This is a genomic window from Candidatus Nanopelagicales bacterium (genome assembly GCA_037045355.1).
Classification (GTDB): Bacteria; Actinomycetota; Actinomycetes; order S36-B12.
Genome location: JBAOHO010000004.1, coordinates 16858 through 38450, shown reverse-complemented (window position 1 = coordinate 38450; position 21593 = coordinate 16858). Strand labels below are relative to the sequence as shown.

The window sequence follows — 21593 nt, the reverse complement described above, 5'->3', positions numbered from 1 at the left end:
AGACCGAGTTCAAGACTTGTCGCGCCGCCGGGGACAGCCCGAACGACACATTGGACACGCCGAGGGTCGTCTGGACCCTGGGATGGAGCCGCGTGACCTCGCGGATGGCCTCGATGGTCTCGATGGCGTCGCGCCGGGTCTCGTCTTGCCCGGTCGCGATCGGGAAGGTCAAGGTGTCGATGACGATGTCGCCGGGGTCCATGCCCCAGTTGTCGACCAGATCGGTGATGAGCCGCTCCGCGATCCGGACCTTCCACTCCGCTGTCCGAGCCTGCCCCTCCTCGTCGATGGTCAGCGCCACCACCGCGGCCCCGTGCTCCTTGACGATCGGCATGATCTGCTGGAACCGAGATCCGGGCCCATCACCGTCCTCGTAGTTGACGGAGTTGATGAGGCTGCGCCCGCCGAGCATCTCCAAACCCGCCTCGATGACGCGCGGTTCCGTGGAGTCGAGCACCAGCGGCAGCGTGGAGGCGGTCGCAAACAGGCCCGCGAGTTTCGTCATGTCCGCGGTTCCGTCTCGTCCGACGTAGTCGACACACAAGTCGAGCAGATGCGCGCCGTCGGCGATCTGGGCCCGCGCGATCTCGACACAGTCCTCCCAGCGGGCCTCGAGCATCGCCTCACGAAACGCCTTGGAACCGTTGGCGTTCGTGCGTTCGCCGATCGAGAGGTAAGTGGTGTCCTGGTTGAAGGGAACTGATTGGTAGAGCGAGGCGACGGCGGGCTCGACTCGGACGTCACGGGCAACGACCGGACGCCCACCGACCCGCTCCACGACCGCACGCAGATGCTCCGGGGTCGTGCCGCAGCAGCCGCCGACGAGGTTCAGCCCGTAGTCGTGGGTGAAACGATCGTGAGCGTCGGCCAACTCACTGGGGGTCAGCGGATAGAAGGCACCGTCGGAGGTCAGCTGAGGCAAGCCGGCGTTGGGCATGCAGGTGAGCGCCAGATCCGCGTTCTGGGCGAGGTAACGCAAGTGCTCGGACATCTCGGCGGGGCCGGTGGCGCAGTTCAGTCCGATGGCGTCGATCCCGAGCGTTCGCAGGGCGGTGAGCGCAGCCCCGATCTCGGAGCCCAGCAACATCGTGCCGGTCGTCTCGACGGTCACCTGAGCGAAGATCGGGATGTCGGCGCCGGCAGCGAGGATGGCCCGCCGGGCTCCGATGATCGCTCCCTTCGCCTGCAACAGGTCCTGTGCGGTTTCGATCAGGACGGCATCCGCGCCCCCGTCGATCAGTCCCCGGACCTCTTCGAAGTACGCGTCACGCAGGGTGCGGAAGTCGGTATGGCCCAGCGACGGCAGCTTGGTGCCAGGCCCAACCGAGCCTAGGACGTAGCGGTCCTTGCCGTCGGAGTAAGAGTCCGCGACCTCACGAGCGATCCGCGCCCCTGCTTCTGCGAGCTCGTAGATGCGTTCGACGATGTCGTATTCCGCCAGGTTCGCCCAGTTGGCCCCGAAGGTGTTGGTCTCCACACAATCGACACCGACGTCGAAGTACGCCCGGTGCACGCCGGCCACTACGTCGGGACGGGTCACGTTGAGGATCTCGTTGCAGCCGTCGTAGTCCTCGAAGTCGGCCAGAGTCAGGTCTGCGGCCTGCAGCATGGTCCCCATGGCGCCATCGGCGACGAGGACGCGTTCCTGCATTGCCTGGAGCAGCGGCGTTTTGGGCATGCGCCAAGGATAGGGTCCGGAACATGCGCGTTGGAGTGGGGCGGCGCCTGGTCGCGTTGCTGAGTCGGGCCCGGTATCCGAACGTCGTCGTGGATCCGCCGCCCGCCGGGGTCACACGGACGCCGGATCTGGCGGTCCCGATGCCGGACGGAACCATGCTGCGCCTGGACCTCTACCTGCCGGATCCCGGCAGTGCCGGTGAGGCGGCCCACCTCGCCCGCCGCCCTCGGTCGGGGAGCCCCACACCCGGTCGCTACCCGGTGATCATGTGCGCCCACCCCTATGGCAAGGACAACCTGCCCATCAACACCAGGTCGGGGCGGTCGCCGTCACCGCAGTACCGTGCCTTCCGGCAACCGCAGCCAGTGCGCTTCTCCGCTTGGACCGGGTGGGAGGCACCCGACCCGGCGTTTTGGTGTTCTCGCGGGTTCGCCGTGGTCAACGCCGATCTGCGCGGCTTCGGTCATTCCGACGGCGTCGCGGACCTGCTGACCACGTCCGAGTCGCAGGACTATCAGCATCTGATCGAGTGGGTCGCTGACCAACGGTGGTGCAACGGTCGTGTCGGATTGCTGGGAGTGTCGTACTTGGCGCTGTCCCAGTACGGGGTGGCCGCGCGTCACCCGAGAGGGCTGTACGCGATGTGCCCGTGGGAAGGGTTCAGCGACGTCTACCGGGACTTCGCTCGCCCCGGGGGCGGTCGCGAAGACGGCTTCATGGTGATGTGGAGCGCCATGACCGCCCGCGCGGGCCGCGTGATGACCCCATTGCGCCAGTCCCAGAAGGACCACCCGCTGCTGGATGGCTTCTGGCGGCAACGGACCCCGGATCTGGCCGCCATCGACACGCCGATGTTGGTGTGCGGTTCCTTCAGCGACCATTTGCTGCACAGTCGCGGTTCCCATGAGGCGTTTCGCCGGGTCGGTTCCGCGGACAAGTGGTTGTACACCCACCGCGGCGGCAAGTGGTGCACGTTCTATTCACGAGGCGCCCTGGCCGTTCAGCACGAGTTCTTCGAGGACTACCTCGCCGACATCGACACCGGCTGGCGACAACAGCCTCGGGTCCGCCTCGCACTGCACCGCGATCGCACCGATCACGACGTCATCGGCGTCGAGGACATGCCGCCACCGGCGACGAGCATGCGGTCGGTCCGGCTCGCCGCGGGACAGGTGGTCGGCGGCTCACCGTCGGCGCGGGATGTCGTGGATCTGGACATGACCGAGCGCGGCTCACGCGGAACCATCAGCATCAGTTGGCGGGTGGATCAGGGGCTCGATGTGGTCGGATCCCCGTGGCTGGAACTGCCCGTGGCGGTGACGTCAGGCGACGATGCGATCCTGTTCGCCGGACTGAGGTTGTTCCGTCGGGGCCGCGAGGTCACCTTCGAAGGCTCCTACGGATTCGCACATGACATGGTCACTCACAGCCAGATTCGGCTGTCCCATCACGAGCTGGACAGTGACCTGTCGGCACCCGACCTGCCGGTCCACCGCCACGACCAAGCGTCGCCGCTGGAACCTGGGCGCGTGGTCGACGTGGCCCTGGCGTTGCTGCCACAAGCCACTGCCCTGGAGATCGACGATGTCCTGCGGCTGGACTTGTCGGGACGCTGGTTCTTCCCGACGAACCCGGTCACAGGGCAGTTCCCGGGGCGCTACCAGCCGTCACCGGCCGCGCAGATCCGCCTGCATCTGTCCCGTGCTCGTCTGCACCTGCCGGTGTGGGATCAGCGGCCGCGAGCGGACCGGTAGCGGGCCACGGCTGCTGTGGTTGCCGAGTCCTGGGAGGCAGGCCCCGGTGAACCGTCGATGAGTTGCGGTACCAACTGTCCCGCCATGGCCTTTCCCAACTCCACTCCCCATTGGTCGAAGGAGTCGATTCCCCAGATGGCGCCCGCCGTGAACACCGTGTGTTCGTAGAGAGCCACCAAAGTGCCGAGGGCGTGCGGCGTCAGTTTCTGTGCCGTGATCACACTGCACGGACGGTTTCCCGGCATGACCTTGTGTGGGATCAGCCGCTCGGGAACTCCGTCCGCGGCGACCTCCTCGGCTGTGCGACCCAGCGCGAAGACGGCAGCCTGAGCCAGGGCGTTGGCAATCAGCAGATCGTGCTGATCGCCGACCTCGTTGAGCGGTTCGGCGCAGAACAACACATCGCAAGGGATGGTGCTTGTTCCCTGATGGATGAGTTGGTAGAAGGAGTGCTGCCCGTTGGTGCCCGGCTCGCCCCAGTAGATCGGACCTGTCTCGGATTCGACCGGGGTGCCGTCGAGTTTGACGCTCTTGCCGTTGGACTCCATAGTCAGCTGCTGCAGGTAGGCGGGGAACCGCGAGAGGTATTGGTCGTACGGGAGCACGGCGACTGTCGGGCAGTCGAGGAAGTTGCGGTTCCACACGGACAACAGACCCATGAGCATCGGGAGGTTGGCGGCAGTCGGCGCGGTGCGGAAGTGCTCATCCATCGCATGGAACCCGGCCAGCATGTCGTCGAACTGCTCGGCCCCGATCGCGATCATGGTGGACAGGCCGATCGCGGAGTCCATCGAGTAGCGGCCGCCGACCCACTCCCAGAATCCGAACATGTTCGCCGTGTCGATCCCGAACTCACGAACGGCGTCTCCGTTGGTGGATACCGCCACGAAGTGCCGGGCGACGTCGACGTCTTCCCCCAAGCCGCGCTTGACCCAGTCGCGGGCGGCTGCGGCGTTGGTCATCGTCTCCAAGGTCGTGAACGTCTTGCTGGAGATGATGAAGAGCGTTTCCGCGGGATCCAGGTCCCGGGTGGCCTCGACGATGTCGGTTCCGTCCACATTGGACACGAATCGGAATGTCAGGTCCCGCTGTGAGTAGTCCTGCAGCGCGAGGTACGCCATGTGGGGACCGAGATCGGAACCACCGATGCCGATGTTGATGACGTTGCGGATGCGCTTGCCGGTGTGCCCGGTCCACTCCCCCGAGCGGACCCGTTCACTGAACGCCTTCATGCGGTCGAGGACCTGGTGCACCTCTGCCACGACATCGACGCCATCCACCACCAAAGTCGCGTCTTTCGGCATCCGCAGTGCGACATGCAGGACAGCGCGGTCCTCGGTGACGTTGATGTGTCGACCGGCGAACATCTCGTCACGACGCTGCGCGACACCTCGCTCGGCAGCGAGCGACACCAAGGCGTCCAGAACCATCTGGTCCACCCGCTGGCGGGAATAGTCGAGCGTGATCCCCGCCCCTTCGGCGACGAGCCGGGTCGCTCGCGAAGGGTCGGTCGCCAGCAGATCGCGGATCCGTTGCGATCCGACGGTCTGCGAGAGTTCGGTGAGAGTGTCCCAACTGGTCACTGCGGTCCCTTCCACAAATCGGACATCACTTGAACGGCGGCCCCAGGGAGCGCGTCGAACGCCACTCTTGCACTAGCGTTCCCTTGAATGCCACATGGGTCCGACCTGAGGTCGGGCGGAAGGAGTCGACGTGACGACGGACAACCCGATGCAGTTGGGGATGGTTGGTCTGGGCCGGATGGGGGCGAATATCGTTCGTCGCCTCATGCGCGATGGTCATCGGTGCGTCGTGTTCGACAACAACCCCGAAGCCGTCAAGGATCTCGTCGCCGAAGGCGCGGTCGGCGCCGACAGCCTCGAGGATTTCGTGGCCAAGTTGGACAAGCCGCGCGCCGCGTGGGTCATGGTCCCCGCCGGGGCGATCACCGAGTCCGTGGTCAATCAGCTGGGCGCCCTGCTCGAGGCCGACGATGTCCTGATCGACGGCGGCAACTCGCGCTACCACGACGACATCCGACGGTCCGCGAAACTTGCCGAGAAAGGCGTCCACTTCGTGGACTGCGGCACCAGTGGCGGCGTGTGGGGCCTCGAGCGCGGCTACTGCCTGATGATCGGTGGAGATGACTCGGCCGTGAACCGCCTCGGGCCGATCTGGGACACGATCGCTCCCGGGATGGGTGACGTCGAGCGCACTCCCGGCCGCAGCGGAGCCCCCACCCCCGAGGAGCGGGGCTGGCTGCACTGCGGTCCCAGTGGCGCCGGGCACTACGTCAAGATGGTCCACAACGGTATCGAGTACGGCATCATGGCCGCTTACGCGGAGGGCCTCAACATCCTGCACAACGCCGACGCCGGCGACAAACAGCGCGATCAGGACGCGGAGACGGCACCGCTCGAGAACCCCGACTGGTACAAGTACGACATCGACACCACCGCAGTGGCCGAGGTGTGGCGCCGCGGATCGGTCGTGGGGTCGTGGCTGTTGGATCTGACGGCAGCCGCCTTGTACAAGTCCCCGACACTGGACGAGTTCAGCGGTCGGGTGTCCGACTCCGGCGAAGGCCGGTGGACCAGTCAGGCCGCCATCGACACGGGCGTCCCGGCACCAGTTCTCACGGCCGCTCTGTTCTCCCGGTTCTCGTCGCAGGGCAACGATCTCTTCGCCAACAAGGTCCAGTCCGCGATGCGCAAGGAGTTCGGCGGACACGACGAGAAGAAGGGCTGAGCCACGCCGGAATCACCGCTCAATCGTCTGGATCCCGACTGGGTCGTCCCCATCGTCCCCCGCGGCGCGGTGTGGCGCGATCACAGTGTCGTGGTCCGCGGCGCGACCATCGAGGCTGTTCTGCCCCGAGCCGAGGCGGAGCGCCAGTTCCCCACCGCCGCGGTGGTCGCATTGCCCGGACAGGTGCTGATCCCGGGTCTGGTCAATACCCACACCCACGCCGCCAAGACGCTGCTGCGGGGGTACGCCGACGACCTACCCCTCCTCGAGTGGCTCGAGCAGCGGATCTGGCCCGCCGAGGCTCGCTGGGTCGATGACGGATTCGTGGCGGACGGCACACGATTCGCGTGCTGGGAGATGCTCACCGGCGGGACGACCGCGTTCAACGACATGTACTTCTACCCGTCGGCCGCCGCGCGCGAGGGGGTTCGCGCCGGTATGCGGGTGACGGCGGGGGTCCTCTACCTCGAGGTGGCGACTGGCTACGCGAGCAGTGAACGGGAGTACCTCGAGCGCGGCCTGGCCGCGGTCGAGGAATGGCGGGGCCATGAACGGGCCCAGTTCATGCTCGCCCCGCATTCCACGTACGCCACCAGCGTCGACTCCTGGGAGAATGCTGCGGCGCTCTGCGAGACCCAGGGCATCGGGATTCACACCCACCTCAATGAGACCTGGGGAGAGGTCGAGCGGCACATCTCGCACCACCGGATCCCGTCCGTCCAATGGCTCGCCGACCACCAAGTGCTCTCCCCGAACTTCCTGGCCGCGCACGCCGTCCACATGACCAAGCACGACATTGCCCTGGCCGCCGAATACGGAGTCACTGTTTCCCATTGCCCCTCGTCGAACCTGAAACTGGCCAGCGGCTTCGCCAAAGTGCAGCAGATGCTCGACGCCGGCATCACCGTGGGTATCGGGACGGATGGCACGGCGAGCAACAACCGCTTGGACATGTTCCAGGAGATGCGCACCACGGCACTCCTGGGCAAGGGCGTTGCGCGGGACGGGGCTGCCCTGGATGCCCACACGGTGCTGACAATGGCCACGTTGAACGGAGCCACCGCGTTGGGGCTGGACCACCTGATCGGCTCAATCGAACCGGGCAAGCAGGCCGATCTGGTCTCTGTGGACCTCACGGATGCAACCTCGGTACCGATGTACGACGTCGCGTCGCATCTCGTCTATGTCTGCGGGCGAAACGACGTCGCCAACGTGTGGGTTGGTGGCGACTTGGTGGTCCGCGACCGTGAGTGTCTGACCGTGAGCCGCGCTGAGGTCATCGCCAACGCACAGGAGTGGCAGGAACGGATCTCGGGCTGAGCGTCCCCGAATCAGATCCAGCCTTCGGCTTCGGCGGTCTCGCGCAAGCCGACGAACAACGGTCGATACGTCCATCCCAGTTCGCGATTCGCCTTGGCGGAGGTGGCGAGGTAGGACGCGCGTGACGAGCGCATCGCCTCCGCTGAGAACTCGGGGGGCAACGAAACCATCCGACCCACGGCCGACGGGAATTTCTCCGCCACCGGCAGCGCGGCACGCGGCATGTCGATCGGCTTCTTGCCTCCGGTCAAGTCGGCCATCTCGGTCGCCATCGTCCGCAAGTCGGTGCGCTCGCCCACCAACATGTAGGACTCGCCGGGGCGACCGAGTTCCATGGCGCGTACGTGTCCGTCGGCGATGTCATCCACATGCGCCTGCATCATGCGCAATGACGAGGACACGATGACCCGCTTGCCATCAGCGACATCCGCGAGGATCTGGCCGACCTGCGAGGTGTCGCCGGGGCCGTAGACGCCGCCTGGCATCACGATGACCACCTCGGGCTGATCATGGCCCTCCGCGAACTGAACGACGTAGTCGTGAGCGCGGGCCTTTGTCTCGTCGTAGGTCGTCAGATGACGGCCCGTGAAGTGGTAACTCTCGTCGACAGTGAGGCTCTCGGTATCCGAGTTCACTGCGCACGTGCTGGTGTAGACCAGTCGGGGAACCTGCGCCGCAACGGTCGCTGCCACGACATTCTTGGTTCCCTCGACGTTGACCAGCCAGCCTTCCTCAGGTTTCGACGAGCCCACCTTGTACCACCCGGCGACGTGGAAGACGCCGGCGCAGCCCTCGAAGGCCTTGGCCATGCCGGCGACATCTCCCAGATCCGCCTCCTGCACCTCGATCCCGGCCGCTGTCAACGCCTGGGCTTTGGCGGGGTTGCGCACCGTCGCGACGACGTCATGCCCATCGCCGGCCAACCGATGAGCCAGTGCCGACCCGATGAAACCCGTCGCACCGGTGATCGCGTACTTCACGCTCGGCCCCTCCCGATTCGCCAACTCACAGTTCCACGCCCAACAGGGCGTCCACGGCACGGCTGATGGCGTGCGGCGCGTCCCGGTCCGACCCTCTGCCCAGCACGGTCTCCGCAACCCAGTCGTCGACGATAGACAACGCGCCGGGGGCATCCAGATCCGAACCCAGCGACTGTCTCATGGCGTCGATGACCCGGCCCGCCGGGGGCGCAGTCTCCGCTTTGCCGGCCGCCCGCCAACTGGCGAGGCGCTGCTGCGCGCGCGGCAGTTCGTCCTGCGTCCATTGCCAGTCAGAACGGTAGTGGTGCGCGAGCAGGGCGAGCCGGATCGCCATGGGATCGTTTCCGTCGGCGCGCAGATCACGGACAAGGACGAGGTTGCCCCGCGACTTGCTCATCTTGTGGCCGTCGAGCCCGACCATGCCCGAATGTACGTAGTGGCGGGCGAAGATCGCCTCCCCGCTGCCGACCTTGCCCAAGGACGCGCACATCTCGTGGTGCGGGAAGATCAGATCCGAGCCTCCGCCTTGCACGTCGAACGGCAGTCCGAGGTACTCCTCCGCGATGGCGGTGCATTCGACATGCCAGCCCGGCCGACCGTGTCCCAGATCGGTGTGCCACGACGGCTCGCCCTCTCGAGCGGCCTGCCACAACAGCGGGTCCAAGGGGTCCCGTTTGCCCGCGCGATCCGGATCACCACCCCGCTCGGCGAAATCCTGCACCATCTGCGCGCGGGGCAACCCGGACACGGAGCCGAAACCCGGATCCCGGGCGACCGGGAAGTACAGGTCGCCGTCGACGTCGTAGACGGCGTCGAGTTCTCGCAGAGCCTCGATCCCTTCGACGATCGCTGGGATCGATTCGACCGCACCGATGTAGTAGCGCGGTGGCAACACGCGCAGGGCGCCCATGTCCGAGCGGAACAGTTCGGTCTCGGAGTCGGCCAGTTCCCGCCAGTCCTGGCCGGACTCCACCGCTCGTTCCAGGAGTGGGTCGTCGACATCGGTGACGTTCTGGACGTAGCAGACGTTGTGACCGGCGTCCCGCCAGAACCGGTTGAGCAGATCGAACGCGACATACGTGGCGGCGTGGCCCATGTGGGTGGCGTCGTAGGGCGTGATCCCGCAGACGTAGAGCGTTGCCCGTTGGGCCGGTGCCGTGGCACGCAGCTCCTGGGTGGCCGTGTCGTACAGGCGCAGCGGCACTCCAGGACCAGGGATTTCCGGAACCACCTGCTCACGCCAGGACTGCATCCGATCACCCTAGTGCGGGAATCGCGACATGGTGCCCGCAGTCCGACGGCACCCAGTGTGCATCAGCGCATCACTACTGTTGATGCACTAATGCTAGTGTGGACACGTGAGGACCACGGTCACCCTCGACCCCGACAATGCAGCCCTGATTCAGCGCCGAATGCGCGAGCATGGGGAATCCTTCAAGGAAGCGCTGAACAGCTTGCTGCGGAACAGCCGTGGTCCAGGCGGGTTCCACACGGAACCAGCTTCTTTGGGGCGCAGCACGGTGAATCTGGATCGCGCACTTCAGGTTGCGGGGGATCTCGAAGACGACGAACTCCTGCGCCGACTTCGCTCGGGAGGATAGGCGTGGCACTCGTCGACGCCAACGTGCTGCTCTATGCGGTCAACAGCGACGCGCCCCATCATTCCGCAGCCGCAAGGTGGCTCGATGATGCGTTGAACGGTCACCAAGTCGTGCACTTCGACTGGGTGGCGCTTCTGGCCTTTGCCCGCCTCACCACCCGAGACGGCCTCTTCCCCAGACCACTGTCAACGGACGAGGCGTTTGACCGCATCGAGGCGTGGCTGTCACAGCCCAATGCGGTTATCGCCGAGCCGAGCGCCGATCACGTCGGAATCATGCGACGACTGCTCAAATCGGTGGGAACGGGTGCAAACTTGGTCAACGACGCACACTTGGCGGCTCTCTCGATTTCCCATCGATGTTCCGTTGTGTCATTCGACAACGACTTCGATCGCTTTCCCGGCGTGACGAGAATCCAGCCCTGAAGTCCTGATCAACCATCGAATCGGACACCAGCATCAGTCACAGCGGTGGCCACGGCACCGCCGGTCCCCCGCCGGTCGGCGCCGGAAATTCGGCGCTGTCGACCAGCACCCGCGCCCGGTGTCCCAGGGCCTCACGCTCGAGCGTCGGCAGGCCGGTCAGCAACTCCGGCAGTTCCTCGCGCACACTCTCAATCCGTTGCCTGAACTCCGCTGGGATCTCCCGCCCGACGAAGCCCCACAGAACCGTGCGTAGTTTCGGTTCGTGATGGAAACACAGCCCCTGGTCGATACCCACCACCTCAGAGTCGGCCATGGTGAAGAGATGTCCCCCTTTGCGGTCGGCGTTGTTGATCAGGATGTCGAACAGCGCCATCCGCATCATCTCGGCGTCATCCCGGTGGGCCACCTCGATCTCGCGATCCTCGGCGTCATAGCCGCGTAGCACCCCCACCCACCCCGCTGGCACCTGGCCGACCGGGAAGAGATCGACCGGACTCCCGGTTGGCTGGACCCATTGCTGCAGGCTGCCGGGGCCGTAAGGCCCCTGTTCGACCCACACGGTCTCGGGTACGAGATCCCAACCCAACGCAGCCGCCACCTGATACGCAGCCACTTCGCGACGGCCGAGCGTGCCGTCGGGGAAGTCCCACAGCGGTCGCTCACCTGCCACCGGTTTGTAGACGAATCGTTGCTCGGACACCTCCACGAGCAGCGTCGCGTTGGACGCTTCACTCAGTTGGCCCAGGACCTCCCAGTGGGCTGTGTCAGCGTCGATAGCCATTGGCCCGAGGGCAGATATGGCCGGTGGGGTCCAAGGGCAGGTGGCAGAACGGGCACGGGGGCCGGCCGGCGGCCACCACGGCCTGGGCGCGTTGCGCGAAGGCGCGGCCCTGATCGGCACTCAGTCGGATCCGGACAGTGTCCGGCCCTTCATCGTCGTTCTCCAGATCGGGGACGTCGGTGTCGTCGGCGCCGGGTGCGTGCGCCTCGATGATGAGTCGCCCCGTCTCGGAGTTCCAGCCCAGCCCGAGTGCGGCGACGCGGAAGTCCTCCTCGATCGGGCTATCGAGTGGGCCATCATCCCGTGCGGCAGCGGGCGAGTCCGAGCCGACCATCTCGTCGAGCAATCCGTCGATGCGTTCGGCGAGGATCTGTGCCTGTTCCTTTTCGAGCACCAGCGTGTTGATGCGGGAGCCGCTGCGCACCTGAAGGAAGAAGATGCGCTGACCCGGCTCCCCCACCGTGCCGACGATGCACCGGTCCGGAGCGTCATGGACGAACACCTGCCGCGTCATGAGGGTCAGCCTACGCCCCGGACTCGCCACCGACGACGGCATCGGAACTCGCTGCTCGGCGCCGTCGGCCAGGTGAAAACGCCGACAGATCGCCCCCGACGTCGTTGAGTCTTGCGACGAAGGGCCGCTGCGCGGTGTACCGAATCACCGACACCGAGCAAGGGTCGATCTGCAGTCGCTGGAACAGATCAAGATGCATACCCAGGGCGTCCGCGAGGATCGCCTTGATGACGTCACCATGACTGACCACCACGTACGTGGCCTTGTCCCCCAGCCTGCGGTTCCAGCGCCGGATCGCGCTGACTGCCCGGTTCGAGACCGCCACCATCGACTCACCGCCGGGAAACGTCACGCCACTCGGGTGGTGTTGCACGGCTGACCAGAGGGGATCCTCCGCAAGTTCGGTCAGGGGCTGGCCGGTCCAGTCGCCGTAGCGGGCCTCGGCCAGGTCGAGGTCCGTATGGATCGGCAGGTCCTGACGTTTGCGTCGGGCAATGGCGTCGGCCGTCTGCCGGCATCGTTCGAGTGGACTCGTGACCACGGCGCTGAACCGCACTTCCTGCAGCCGTCGGGCGGCCGCCCGGGCCTGTTCTTGTCCGACGTCGTCCAGTCCGACGCCTGGAGTCCACCCCGCCAGAATGCCCTCGGCGTTCGCGGTGCTGCGACCGTGCCGCAGCAACATCACCGTTGTCACCCCGACAGCGTATTCCCGGGGCCACACTGTCGTCGTGATCACGTCGGTCTTCCGCTATCGAAACGGTGCTGAGGTACCAGTCGACTCTCGCTGCGTCTCCGTTGACACCCCGCCGTGGGAGTTGGAGGGACTTCTGACATCGCTGGTTCGGGAAGTGGCCACCGAGGCACCCGATCCTGGGTCTTTCGTCTGGCTCAAGCTCGCGAATCCCTCGCGCCATCAGATGGAGATGATGCAGCGACTGTTCGATCTACCGGACCTGCAGGTAGAGGATTCCCTGAACGGCAGGCAACGTCCCAAGGTCGAGATCGGAAACGATCGGGCGTTCATCGTCTTGAAGGAGCTGCGCTACACGGAGGAAATCTCGGCTGTGGACACCGGGCAGGTGGCTGTGTTTCTCGGCCCCGGGTTCGCGTTGTCGATCCGGAGGGGCGACGCGGCACCGGGCAGCGCGAGGGACCGGCTCCGCTCACATCTGGCGTTGACCCGATACGGGCCGGCCAGCGTCCTGTATGCAGTCCTGGACGTTCTGGCGGACGGCTACCTCGACATCGTGCAACACCTGGCCAACGACCTCGAGGACCTCGAGGACGCGGTGTTCAGCATGAAGGCGACGGACAACGCCAGCATGGTCTACAACCTCAAGCGCGAGAACCTCGAGGTCAAACGGGCCATCTCACCGCTGATCTCGGAAGCCAGGACGTTGGTGCGCGAGGAGCACTCCGAGATCCCCCACGAGCTGGCGCCCTACTTCCGCGACATCGGTGATCACGTACTGCGCGCGAACGACCTGGTGGAGTCCCACGATCAACTCCTGATGACCATGTTGATGGCGTCGACCTCACAACAGGACCTGCGCCAGAACAAGGACATGCGCAAGATCTCCGCGTGGGCGGCGATCATCGCCGTTCCGACCGCTATCGCAGGGATCTACGGGATGAACTTCGAGGACATGCCGGAACTCCACTGGTCTTTCGGCTACCCCGCCGTGCTGATCGTCATGGCGACGATCTGCCTGGTCCTGTACCGACAGTTCAAGCGCAGCGGTTGGCTGTAGTGCCCCGAGCAGGGCAGCACGGCGGGCACACTGTGGACATGCGCATCCTCGCAGCCGTACTGATGACCGTGATGCTGACGGTGGCCGGCTGCAGCGGGAACACGGCGGGTTCCGGCACGCCCGGGGCGACGCCGACGTTCAATCCCCTGACCGATCCGACAGAGGTTCCGCTTCTGCTCCGCCAGGAACTGGGCGAGAATGTCACGGTTCGTCGCATCTCCTTGACCAACAACGGATTCTCAGCCGAAGTGCGCGATCCTCAGAAACCCGAGAACCTCGACACCTATCGGTACTACGGGAACACCTGGGACTCCGACCCGGTGTCCATGAGCATGTCGGACATCGAGAACCTGGACCGCACGACGTTCGGCCTCGGCGCCGTCGATTGGACGGTGATCCCAGACCTCCAGCAACAGGCCCTCGCGGGACTCGATCTGGAGGACGAGGAGATCTCGGTCGTCTCCATCGATCGCATCGCCGGCCAACAGCCACGGGTCTACATCAGCGTCTCGGGTGCCAGGGGGTACGGGTCCCTGATCTCCGATGCGCGCGGGCGCAACGTCGAGGTCCGGCGCAACTGATCAGGTGGCGGTGAGGACCCCGGTGCTCAGCAGCACGATGACCAACAATCCGAGCACGATCCGGTAGAGCACGAACGGCATGTACGAGTTCGTCGAGATGTACTTGATGAGCCAGGCGATCACCAGGTATCCGATGACGAATGCGATGACCGTGGCCACGATCGTCGGACCCCAGTCCGGGGTGGGCCCATCGCCGATTTTGAGGGCCTCGAAGAAGCCCGATGCCATGACCGCTGGGATGGCCAGCAGGAACGCGTAGCGAGTGGCCGCCTCACGTGAGTAGCCCAGAAACAGGCCCATCGAGATGGTCGCACCGGAACGCGAGACACCCGGGATCAGCGCGAACGCCTGCCCGACTCCGTAGAGAATCCCGTCACGTGTGTTCAGATCCTCGAGCTCCTGGGACTTGCGGCCCACGCGGTCGGCGACGCCGAGGATGATGCCGAACCCGATCAGGGTGAACGACACCAGCCACAGGTTGCGCGCGACAGTCTCGATCTGGTCCTGGAACGCCACCCCCAGGACCGCGATGGGAATGGTGCCGATGATCACGTACCAGCCCATACGCGCCTCGAGGACGCCCCGTTCCGCAGGCGTGTAGAGGGAGCGGAACCAGGCAGAGATGATCCGCCAGATGTCCTTGCGGAAGTACAGGATGACCGCTGACTCGGTGCCGATCTGGGACACCGCGGTGAAGGCCGCGCCCGGGTCTTCCCAGCCGAAGAGTTGGGAGATGATCAGGATGTGGGCGCTGGACGAGATCGGAAGGAACTCGGTCAGCCCCTGCACCACGCCGAGGACGATCGCCTCGAACCACGAGATCATCCGGCAAGTCCGGACTCATCCAAGATCTCCGCCATGGCGCGCACCGTGGCGACCCTCTCCTGCAACGTGCCGGCGTAACTGGCCACGGTCAGCGTCGTGACTCCTGCTTCTGCGAAGGCGTGCAACCGGTCGCGGATCCTCTCCCGGGGACCGATCAAGGATGTGTTGTCGATGAACTCCATGGGCACCGCGGCCCCCGCTCCGGCATAGTCGCGGGCGAGATAGAGGTCCTGCACCTCGGCAGCGGCGACGTCGTATCCCATCCGCACTGCCAGCCGGTTGTAGAAGTTCTGCTCGCGACTGCCCATGCCGCCGATGTACAAAGCCGCGTACGCGCGCAGTGGTTCGGCGCATTTGTCCAGGTCGTCGCCGATGACGACCGGCACCGTGGGAACGACATCGAATCCCTCCATGGTCTTGCCGACCTTGGCCCTGCCCGCGGCGATGTTCGCGGTCAATTCTCCCGCGAACTCCGGCGAGTAGAAGATGGCCAGCCAACCGTCGAACAACTCACCCGTGAGTTCGAGGTTCTTGGGTCCGATCGCGGCGAGATACATGGGGATGTGCTCCCGCACCGGATGCACCGTGAGCGTCAGGGCCTTGCCGGGGCCGTCCGGTAGCGGGAGTGTGAAGAACTCTCCCTCGTAGGTGAGCTTCTCCCGTCGCAGGGCTTTACGCACGATCTCGGTGTACTCGCGCGTGCGGGTGAGCGGCTTGGCGAACCGCACACCGTGCCAGCCTTCGGAAACTTGCGGGCCGGAGACCCCCAGGCCGAGCCGGAAACGGCCGTCGGACAGCGTGTCCAAGGTGGCGGCGGTCATGGCGGTCGCGGCGGGAGTACGGCCGGGGATCTGGAACACCGCCGAGCCGATGTCGATCTGTTGGGTCTGCGCCGCGATCCAACTCAGGACGGTCGGCGCATCGGACCCGTAGGCTTCCGCCACCCACACGACGCTGTATCCGAGTTCGTCGGCAACCCGGGCCAACGCCAGGTTGTCCGCATCGTTACCCATTCCCCAGTACCCGAGGTTCAGACCGAGTCGCATTGTTCTCCTCACATCTTCGCGCGTCTGCGCGGACCGCTGTTCGTCCGTCTGCGTCGACCGCTCTCGCGCGGACTGCTCCGGCGCGGACCGCTCCGAGGGTACTCTGCGCCCCGCCGGTCATCAGCCGACACGTCCGGCCAACGCCGGTGGTGCGCGGGGGCGCACCGATGGCACGTTACGTTCTTCTCATGCAGCAGCGACCACTCGGGGCGACGGGTCTGTGGGTATCCCGTTTGGGACTCGGCACGATGACCTGGGGCCGGGACACCGATGAGCACGAGGCGCGCGACCAATGGTCGACCTTCCTGGAGGCCGGAGGCACCTTCATCGACACCGCCGACGTCTACGCGGATGGTGCCAGCGAGCAGATCATCGGCACGCTGCTACGTGAGACCAACTCACGCGATCGGGTGGTTCTGGCCACCAAAGCTGTGAGCCGGCCTCGCACCAAGCGTCGCTTCGACGCATCTCGGGGCCATCTCCTGGGTTCACTCGACCGTTCGCTGCGTCGGCTGGGTGTCGATCATGTCGACATCTGGTATCTGCACGCGTGGGATCCGATCACTCCCCTGGCTGAGACCTTGTCGGCCGCCGATGACGCCGTCCGCGCGGGCAAGGTGCGCTACGTGGCCGTGTCGAACTATGCCGGTTGGCAGTTGGCCCGCGCCGCCACGTGGCAGGAGGCCCTTCCCGGTCGTAGCCCGATCGCCGCGGTTCAGATGGAGTACTCGCTGGTCCAACGAGGCGTCGAGCGGGAAGTCGTACCGGCTGCCCGCGACCTGGGCGTCGGGATCACGCCATGGTCGCCACTGGGACGCGGTGTGCTGACGGGTAAGTACCGCTACGGGACGCCGAGCGACTCGCGTGCCGCGTCTCCGCACTTCGGGTCGTTCGTGTCCGAGTACCTCGACGACCGTTCTCGCCGCATCGTGGACGCGGTGCACACCGCAGCCGAGGGACTCGACGTGGCCCCGTTGGAGGTAGCACTGGCATGGGTGCGCGACAGGCCAGGTGTGACGGCGCCGATCGTGGGGGCCCGGACCGTGGCCCAACTCCGAGGTGTTGTGGAGTCCGAGGAGTTGGAGTTGCCTTCCGAGATCCGTACTGCCCTCGACGACATCTCGGCACCGACCCTCGGCTACCCCGAGTCCGGCTGGAACCAACTCGGTCGCTGACTGCCGTCGGTCGCTGACTGCCGTCGTTGCGTCAGCGGGGCGAGTGGAAGAACGCGCTGGCCCGCGAGGTCCACAGCATCGCGAGCACGATCAGCCACAGGACGATGCTGAGCAGAGCGGACCATACGGACTCGACCTTGAGCAGCCCCATTCCGAGTGCATTGCCCAAGATGTTCAGAACGACGATGATGCTGATGAAGATGCGGGCACCGTTGCTGCCGTTCTTCAGACCGCTGGCGAACAGCATGATCAAAATCCCGAAGATGATCGTGATGATCCCCGCGAGTCGCACCTGATCGAGGTCGGTGACGCCCTCCGCCAGAAGTTGCGCCGCTTGCTGGGGAGTGAGCGACTTGAAGGACACCAGCACCGCTGCGATGCCACCGATCACCTCGAAGATCGCAAGAATCCACATCAGAACCACGATGAAGGTGACGGAACCGGGGCGCTGCACGGGGGCAGACTGGGACATGGCGACTCCTCGTCCTGGACTGATAGCGACCCTAGTGACTCCGGTCAGCACATGTCGACAAAGCGTTGCAGGACCCGGACACCGAACTTGACCGATTCGACCGGGACGCGCTCGTCGATGCCGTGGAACATCGCCGGGAAGTCCAATTCCGGTGGCAGGCGCAGGGGGACGAATCCGTAGCAGCGGATGCCGAGGGTGCTCCATGACTTGGCGTCGGTGCCGCCGCTCATGGTGTACGGGATGGCTCGCCCTTGGGGGTCCTCCGAGTGGATGGCGGCGGCCATCGCCTCGATCGTGGGGCCCTCGAAGGGTGTCTCCAGCGAGATGTCATGGTTGATGAGCTCACGCGTGACCTCGTCGCCGAGGATCGAGTCAACGACGTCGAAAAGTTCCTGCTCATGGCCGGGCAGGAACCGCCCGTCGATGTGGGCCTCGGCCATGGCGGGCACCACGTTGGACTTGTATCCCGCATGCAGCATGGTCGGGTTCGCGGTGTTGCGCAGGGTGGCCCCGATGATGCGTGCCATGGGGCCGAGGGCACGGAGGAACGGCTCGGGGTCGTTCTGATCGAACGGCACGTCGAGCGCCTCGGCCAGCTCGGCGACACACGCCTTCATGGTGGGTGTCAGCGTCATGGGGAAGGGGTACTCGCCGATCTGGCTGACGACGCGGGCGAGGGTCGTCACGGCGTTGTCGTCATTGACGAATGATCCGTGCCCACCGCGGCCACTGGCGCGCAGGCGTAGCCAGGCGATGCCCTTCTCGGCGGTCTGAAGCAGGTACAGGCGGCGATCGCTGCCGGCGCTGATCGAGAATCCCCCTACCTCGCCGACCGCTTCGGTCACCCCCGCAAGCAACTCCGGTCGATGGTCGACGAGCCAGTGCGCCCCTTGCCAACCACCGGCCTCTTCGTCCGGCGTCATCAAGAACACGATGTCGCGCGGGGGCACATAGCCGCTCCGGGCCCAAGACCTCACCATCGCGATGAGCATCGCGTCCATGTCTTTCATGTCGACCGCACCACGACCCCAGATCAGGCCGTCCTTCTCCTCGCCGCTGAAGGGGTCGACACTCCAGTCACCGGCGATGGCGGGCACCACATCAAGGTGGCCGTGCAGCAGCAGGGCCTCCCGACCGGGATCCTGTCCGGCGATTCTCAGGTGGACTCCTTGCCGCCGCCCTGAGGTGGTCTCGAATCGTTCGGGCTCGTAGCCCACCTCCCGCAGCAGGGACTCCACGTATTCGGCGGCCTCCGCCTCTCCCACCGTTCCCTCAGGTTCCCCCGTGTTCGTGGTATCGATGCGGATCAAGGCCTGCAGGATGGCCACGGCCTCAGCCTGCGCGCGATCCAACTCCTGCTGGGCGTCATCCGTCACTCCCCCATCCTGCCGCGAAGTGGCAACGATTGCCGGACCTCCCCGCACTCCGGCCAGCCGTGGCGCCCGGTTTCGCCTTGCTATCCTTCTGACGTCACGTCCGGGTGGCGGAATAGGCAGACGCGCTAGCTTGAGGTGCTAGTCCTCGTATAAGAGGGTGGGGGTTCAAATCCCCCCTCGGACACAACAGCTCGTTTCGTGGGCCGCCATTTCCTTTGCCGCAGGCACAATGAACCCCGTGGGCCATGACTTCGGCGAACTTCGACGACTGCGTCGCGCCCGTGACCGAATGGACCGGGACTACGCCGATCCCCTCGATGTCGCTGCACTGGCGAGTACGGCGTGCATGTCACCCGCGCACTTCAGCCGCCGGTTCCGGGCCGTGTACTCGGAGACCCCCTACTCGTACCTCATTTCACGCCGGATAGAACGCGCACAGTCCCTCCTCCGGCGTGGAGGGATGAGTGTCACCGAAGTATGTATCGCCGTCGGGTTCTCCAGCCTGGGGTCGTTCTCGGCGAAGTTCACCGATGTGGTGGGCGAGTCGCCTTCGGCCTATCGGATCCGGGACCACGAGCAACTTTCAGGGTTGGCCGCGTGTCATGCCATGGTGGTCACCCGGCCTCGGGGACCCAAGGCCCCGTGATGACTCGAGCAGTTTCGGAGAAGCCCGGAATTCATCCACTCTCATAAGGTCTGGCCATGACTGTTTCGATCAGCACCGTCCACATCCTTGTCGATGACCCTGACGCGGCTCGAGCGTTCTACCGCGACGCGGTGGGACTCACCGTCCTGAACGAGGTGGAGAACGCTGGATTCCGATGGATCACGATGGGCCTACCCGAGCAGCCGGGTCTGGTAATCGTGTTGTCCGAACCCCATGCGGGCCGATCGCAGGACGACGGCGATGCCATCGCCGCCCTCCTCGCGAAGGGAGAGATGCGTCCGGTCCACCTGCGGTTCGACGATCTCGACGGCGCGTTCGAGTCGATCGCTTCCGCGCCAGGGGTTGAGGTCCTACAGGAACCGCTCGACCAGCCTTGGGGTATCCGTGACGCGGCAATCCGGGATCCCGCCGGGAACTTCCTGCGCCTCGAGCAGGCCTGATGGAGTTACGGCGATCTACCGGGTGGTAAGGGTGGGTCGTGGTGGTCGGTGATGGTGACTCCGTTGGGGTCGGTCCAGGTGAACTCGGTTGAGGAGTCATTGTTCAGCCGCCATCCGTGGTGGGTTTTCAGGCGGTGGTGGCGACGGCACAGACTAGCCAGGTTGCCCGGGTCTGTGGGCCCTTCGGGGAAGGGCTGGACATGGTCGAGGTCGACGCGGGTCCTGCGGCACCCGGGCATGCGACAGTGCGGCTCGCGAGCGCGCACGACCCGGGCGACTGCTGCGGTGGGGGTGTAGGTCGTGCGGCTGGTGGCCACGACGGTGCCGGTGGCGTCGGTGAGCCACGCCCGCCATTTGCGGTCAGCGGCCAACTCGCGGGCCACCTCGGCGGGAACAGTCTCGACACCGGGCAGGTACGCGGGGTCGTGATCGGCGCGCACGACCGTGGACAAGTTGATCACCACGGCCACTTCGCCCGGGGCGGTGGTGGTGGGGGTTGAGCTGTCCGGTGGGGCCAGGAGTAGGTCGGTGAGGATGTCGGCACGAAGTTTGTCGATGCTGTCACCGCGCTCGGGGTCATCGTCAGCCAGGCCGTGGGCGATCGCAGTCAGTCGGTGATGGATGCGGTCAACGATATCCTCGGGCAGTTCGGCGATCAGCCGCCCGCGTCCATCACCGAATAGTTGCTTGTCGACTCGGTCACAGGATTCGCTGCGGTGGCGTTGCTTGCGTAACTCATCGTGCAGTCCTGCCTTGATCCGCTTGGCGTGGCGGCGCAGGTCGGACAATGTCCACGACACCCACCCGTTGGTGTGCCGGGTGCGCATGGCCGTGACGACGGCATCGATCACCAGGTCTCGGCCGACGGGCTCCAAGTCGTCGAGGTCTTGCAGAAGGAAGTCGGCCTGCCAAGCGGGAAGCAGTCCGTCGCGGATCGCCTCGCTCAGCATCGTGATCCCCGCGGCGGCTCGCTTACGCAGCTTGGCGATCAGGTTGCGTACCGACTGCGGGGAACGCCGCAAGGCCGGTGCCACCACCTCGGCGCTGGGGTCGATGATCTGACCCAGGTGGGGGCATTGGGGGTTCAGGTACGGGTCCTGCACCGTTGACCCCAGACTGTTCAAGACACTGAGGTCGGCCTGATCAGCAGCCCACGCGGCGGCGGTCGCCCAAGCTGCAGTCACAATCACCTGGCAGGCACATGGATTGCCTGGTGTGCCAACAGCGCACTCGGCACCGTCTGCGACATGTCCGGGGTCAAGGTGCGGAAACGGGCACCGACTGCCGTCGACCGGCCCCACCTCCTGCACAGCGGTGAGCAACGCCGGCCCCTTTGGCACCTGTATCAAGGCGCGCACCTCCGGACGCAGCGCCGCGTCCCACCACCCGGCCTCGGTCCAGTGCGGCCGCGATTGGCGCCAATTGTCACGACCCTGACGCTGCAACCGCCGGTCCAGAT

At 65.7% G+C, this 21593-nt stretch carries 22 protein-coding genes and 1 tRNA gene; 11 read left to right on the top strand and 12 right to left on the bottom strand.

Features of this window, described 5'->3' with window-relative positions; all coding sequences use genetic code 11:
* A partial coding sequence (locus tag V9E98_00720) for a homocysteine S-methyltransferase family protein (protein ID MEI2715519.1) occupies positions 1 to 1678 on the bottom strand: 1678 nt, incomplete at its 3' end.
* 23 nt (positions 1679 to 1701) lie between these two features.
* On the opposite strand from V9E98_00720, the gene V9E98_00715 reads away from it, so the two are divergent.
* A complete protein-coding gene (locus V9E98_00715) occupies positions 1702 to 3432 on the top strand; it encodes a CocE/NonD family hydrolase (GenBank protein MEI2715518.1) in 1731 nt (576 codons plus the stop codon).
* On the opposite strand, the gene pgi is transcribed toward V9E98_00715, so the two are convergent.
* On the bottom strand, positions 3408 to 5015 hold the full coding sequence (gene pgi, locus V9E98_00710) for a glucose-6-phosphate isomerase (protein MEI2715517.1): 1608 nt from the start codon (positions 5013 to 5015) through the stop codon (positions 3408 to 3410). The genes V9E98_00715 and pgi overlap by 25 nt on opposite strands.
* A gap of 130 nt (positions 5016 to 5145) precedes the next feature.
* Between pgi and gnd the strand changes: the two genes are divergently transcribed.
* Together gnd and V9E98_00700 are read left to right on the top strand one after the other, a co-directional pair.
* Positions 5146 to 6180: a decarboxylating 6-phosphogluconate dehydrogenase gene (gene gnd, locus V9E98_00705; protein ID MEI2715516.1), complete on the top strand. Its 1035-nt coding sequence runs from the start codon at positions 5146 to 5148 to the stop codon at positions 6178 to 6180.
* Between the two features lie 27 nt (positions 6181 to 6207).
* Complete coding sequence (locus V9E98_00700) at positions 6208 to 7500, top strand: TRZ/ATZ family hydrolase (GenBank protein ID MEI2715515.1); 1293 nt, start codon at positions 6208 to 6210, stop codon at positions 7498 to 7500.
* Between the two features lie 11 nt (positions 7501 to 7511).
* On the opposite strand, the gene V9E98_00695 is transcribed toward V9E98_00700, so the two are convergent.
* Positions 7512 to 8480: an NAD-dependent epimerase/dehydratase family protein gene (locus tag V9E98_00695; protein ID MEI2715514.1), complete on the bottom strand. Its 969-nt coding sequence runs from the start codon at positions 8478 to 8480 to the stop codon at positions 7512 to 7514.
* A 25-nt stretch (positions 8481 to 8505) separates the two neighbouring features.
* Complete coding sequence (gene mshC / locus V9E98_00690) at positions 8506 to 9732, bottom strand: cysteine--1-D-myo-inosityl 2-amino-2-deoxy-alpha-D-glucopyranoside ligase (protein ID MEI2715513.1); 1227 nt, start codon at positions 9730 to 9732, stop codon at positions 8506 to 8508.
* Between the two features lie 106 nt (positions 9733 to 9838).
* Between mshC and V9E98_00685 the strand changes: the two genes are divergently transcribed.
* The gene (locus V9E98_00685; GenBank protein MEI2715512.1) at positions 9839 to 10081 is read left to right on the top strand and encodes a hypothetical protein; all 243 of its coding nucleotides are present in this window, start codon (positions 9839 to 9841) and stop codon (positions 10079 to 10081) included.
* Positions 10082 to 10083: 2 nt separating this feature from the next.
* Positions 10084 to 10506, top strand: a complete 423-nt coding sequence (locus V9E98_00680) for a type II toxin-antitoxin system VapC family toxin (protein MEI2715511.1) — start codon at positions 10084 to 10086, stop codon at positions 10504 to 10506.
* Positions 10507 to 10543: 37 nt separating this feature from the next.
* Here the strand turns inward: V9E98_00680 and V9E98_00675 are convergent, their stop codons facing one another.
* Genes V9E98_00675 through V9E98_00665 form a run of 3 tightly spaced genes read right to left on the bottom strand, consistent with a single transcriptional unit; the run spans position 10544 to position 12537 of the window.
* Positions 10544 to 11287 carry an SCO1664 family protein gene (locus tag V9E98_00675; protein ID MEI2715510.1) on the bottom strand — a complete coding sequence of 248 codons (744 nt, stop codon included), beginning with the start codon at positions 11285 to 11287 and terminating at the stop codon, positions 10544 to 10546.
* Positions 11271 to 11801, bottom strand: coding sequence for a DUF3090 family protein (locus V9E98_00670; protein ID MEI2715509.1), 531 nt, complete (start codon positions 11799 to 11801; stop codon positions 11271 to 11273). The genes V9E98_00675 and V9E98_00670 overlap by 17 nt, the downstream gene beginning before the upstream one ends.
* A gap of 10 nt (positions 11802 to 11811) precedes the next feature.
* Positions 11812 to 12537 carry a histidine phosphatase family protein gene (locus V9E98_00665; protein MEI2715508.1) on the bottom strand — a complete coding sequence of 242 codons (726 nt, stop codon included), beginning with the start codon at positions 12535 to 12537 and terminating at the stop codon, positions 11812 to 11814.
* Here V9E98_00665 and V9E98_00660 point away from each other — a divergent pair.
* Positions 12530 to 13552, top strand: coding sequence for a magnesium and cobalt transport protein CorA (locus V9E98_00660; GenBank protein MEI2715507.1), 1023 nt, complete (start codon positions 12530 to 12532; stop codon positions 13550 to 13552). The two genes, V9E98_00665 and V9E98_00660, sit on opposite strands and share 8 nt — an antisense overlap.
* A gap of 38 nt (positions 13553 to 13590) precedes the next feature.
* Positions 13591 to 14133 carry a hypothetical protein gene (locus tag V9E98_00655; protein ID MEI2715506.1) on the top strand — a complete coding sequence of 181 codons (543 nt, stop codon included), beginning with the start codon at positions 13591 to 13593 and terminating at the stop codon, positions 14131 to 14133.
* On the opposite strand, the gene V9E98_00650 is transcribed toward V9E98_00655, so the two are convergent.
* Both V9E98_00650 and V9E98_00645 read right to left on the bottom strand, forming a co-directional pair.
* Positions 14134 to 14958, bottom strand: a complete 825-nt coding sequence (locus V9E98_00650; protein ID MEI2715505.1) for an undecaprenyl-diphosphate phosphatase — start codon at positions 14956 to 14958, stop codon at positions 14134 to 14136. It abuts the gene before it with no gap.
* The gene (locus V9E98_00645) at positions 14955 to 16004 is read right to left on the bottom strand and encodes an LLM class F420-dependent oxidoreductase (GenBank protein ID MEI2715504.1); all 1050 of its coding nucleotides are present in this window, start codon (positions 16002 to 16004) and stop codon (positions 14955 to 14957) included. Before V9E98_00645 ends, V9E98_00650 begins: the two co-directional genes overlap by 4 nt.
* A 188-nt stretch (positions 16005 to 16192) precedes the next feature.
* On the opposite strand from V9E98_00645, the gene V9E98_00640 reads away from it, so the two are divergent.
* Complete coding sequence (locus tag V9E98_00640; GenBank protein MEI2715503.1) at positions 16193 to 17179, top strand: aldo/keto reductase; 987 nt, start codon at positions 16193 to 16195, stop codon at positions 17177 to 17179.
* A 31-nt stretch (positions 17180 to 17210) separates the two neighbouring features.
* Here the strand turns inward: V9E98_00640 and V9E98_00635 are convergent, their stop codons facing one another.
* Both V9E98_00635 and V9E98_00630 read right to left on the bottom strand, forming a co-directional pair.
* Positions 17211 to 17651, bottom strand: coding sequence for a hypothetical protein (locus V9E98_00635; protein MEI2715502.1), 441 nt, complete (start codon positions 17649 to 17651; stop codon positions 17211 to 17213).
* Between the two features lie 44 nt (positions 17652 to 17695).
* Positions 17696 to 19027, bottom strand: coding sequence for a M20/M25/M40 family metallo-hydrolase (locus V9E98_00630; GenBank protein ID MEI2715501.1), 1332 nt, complete (start codon positions 19025 to 19027; stop codon positions 17696 to 17698).
* Positions 19028 to 19125: 98 nt separating this feature from the next.
* Here V9E98_00630 and V9E98_00625 point away from each other — a divergent pair.
* From V9E98_00625 to V9E98_00615, 3 genes are all read left to right on the top strand, one after another.
* Positions 19126 to 19211 (top strand) — tRNA-Leu (locus tag V9E98_00625).
* 54 nt (positions 19212 to 19265) lie between these two features.
* Entirely contained in the window at positions 19266 to 19673 is a 408-nt protein-coding gene (locus V9E98_00620; protein MEI2715500.1) for a helix-turn-helix transcriptional regulator, read from the top strand.
* A gap of 56 nt (positions 19674 to 19729) precedes the next feature.
* Complete coding sequence (locus tag V9E98_00615) at positions 19730 to 20134, top strand: VOC family protein (GenBank protein MEI2715499.1); 405 nt, start codon at positions 19730 to 19732, stop codon at positions 20132 to 20134.
* A gap of 5 nt (positions 20135 to 20139) precedes the next feature.
* On the opposite strand, the gene V9E98_00610 is transcribed toward V9E98_00615, so the two are convergent.
* Positions 20140 to 21324, bottom strand: a complete 1185-nt coding sequence (locus tag V9E98_00610; protein MEI2715498.1) for a hypothetical protein — start codon at positions 21322 to 21324, stop codon at positions 20140 to 20142.
* Between the last annotated feature and the right edge of the window lie 269 nt (positions 21325 to 21593).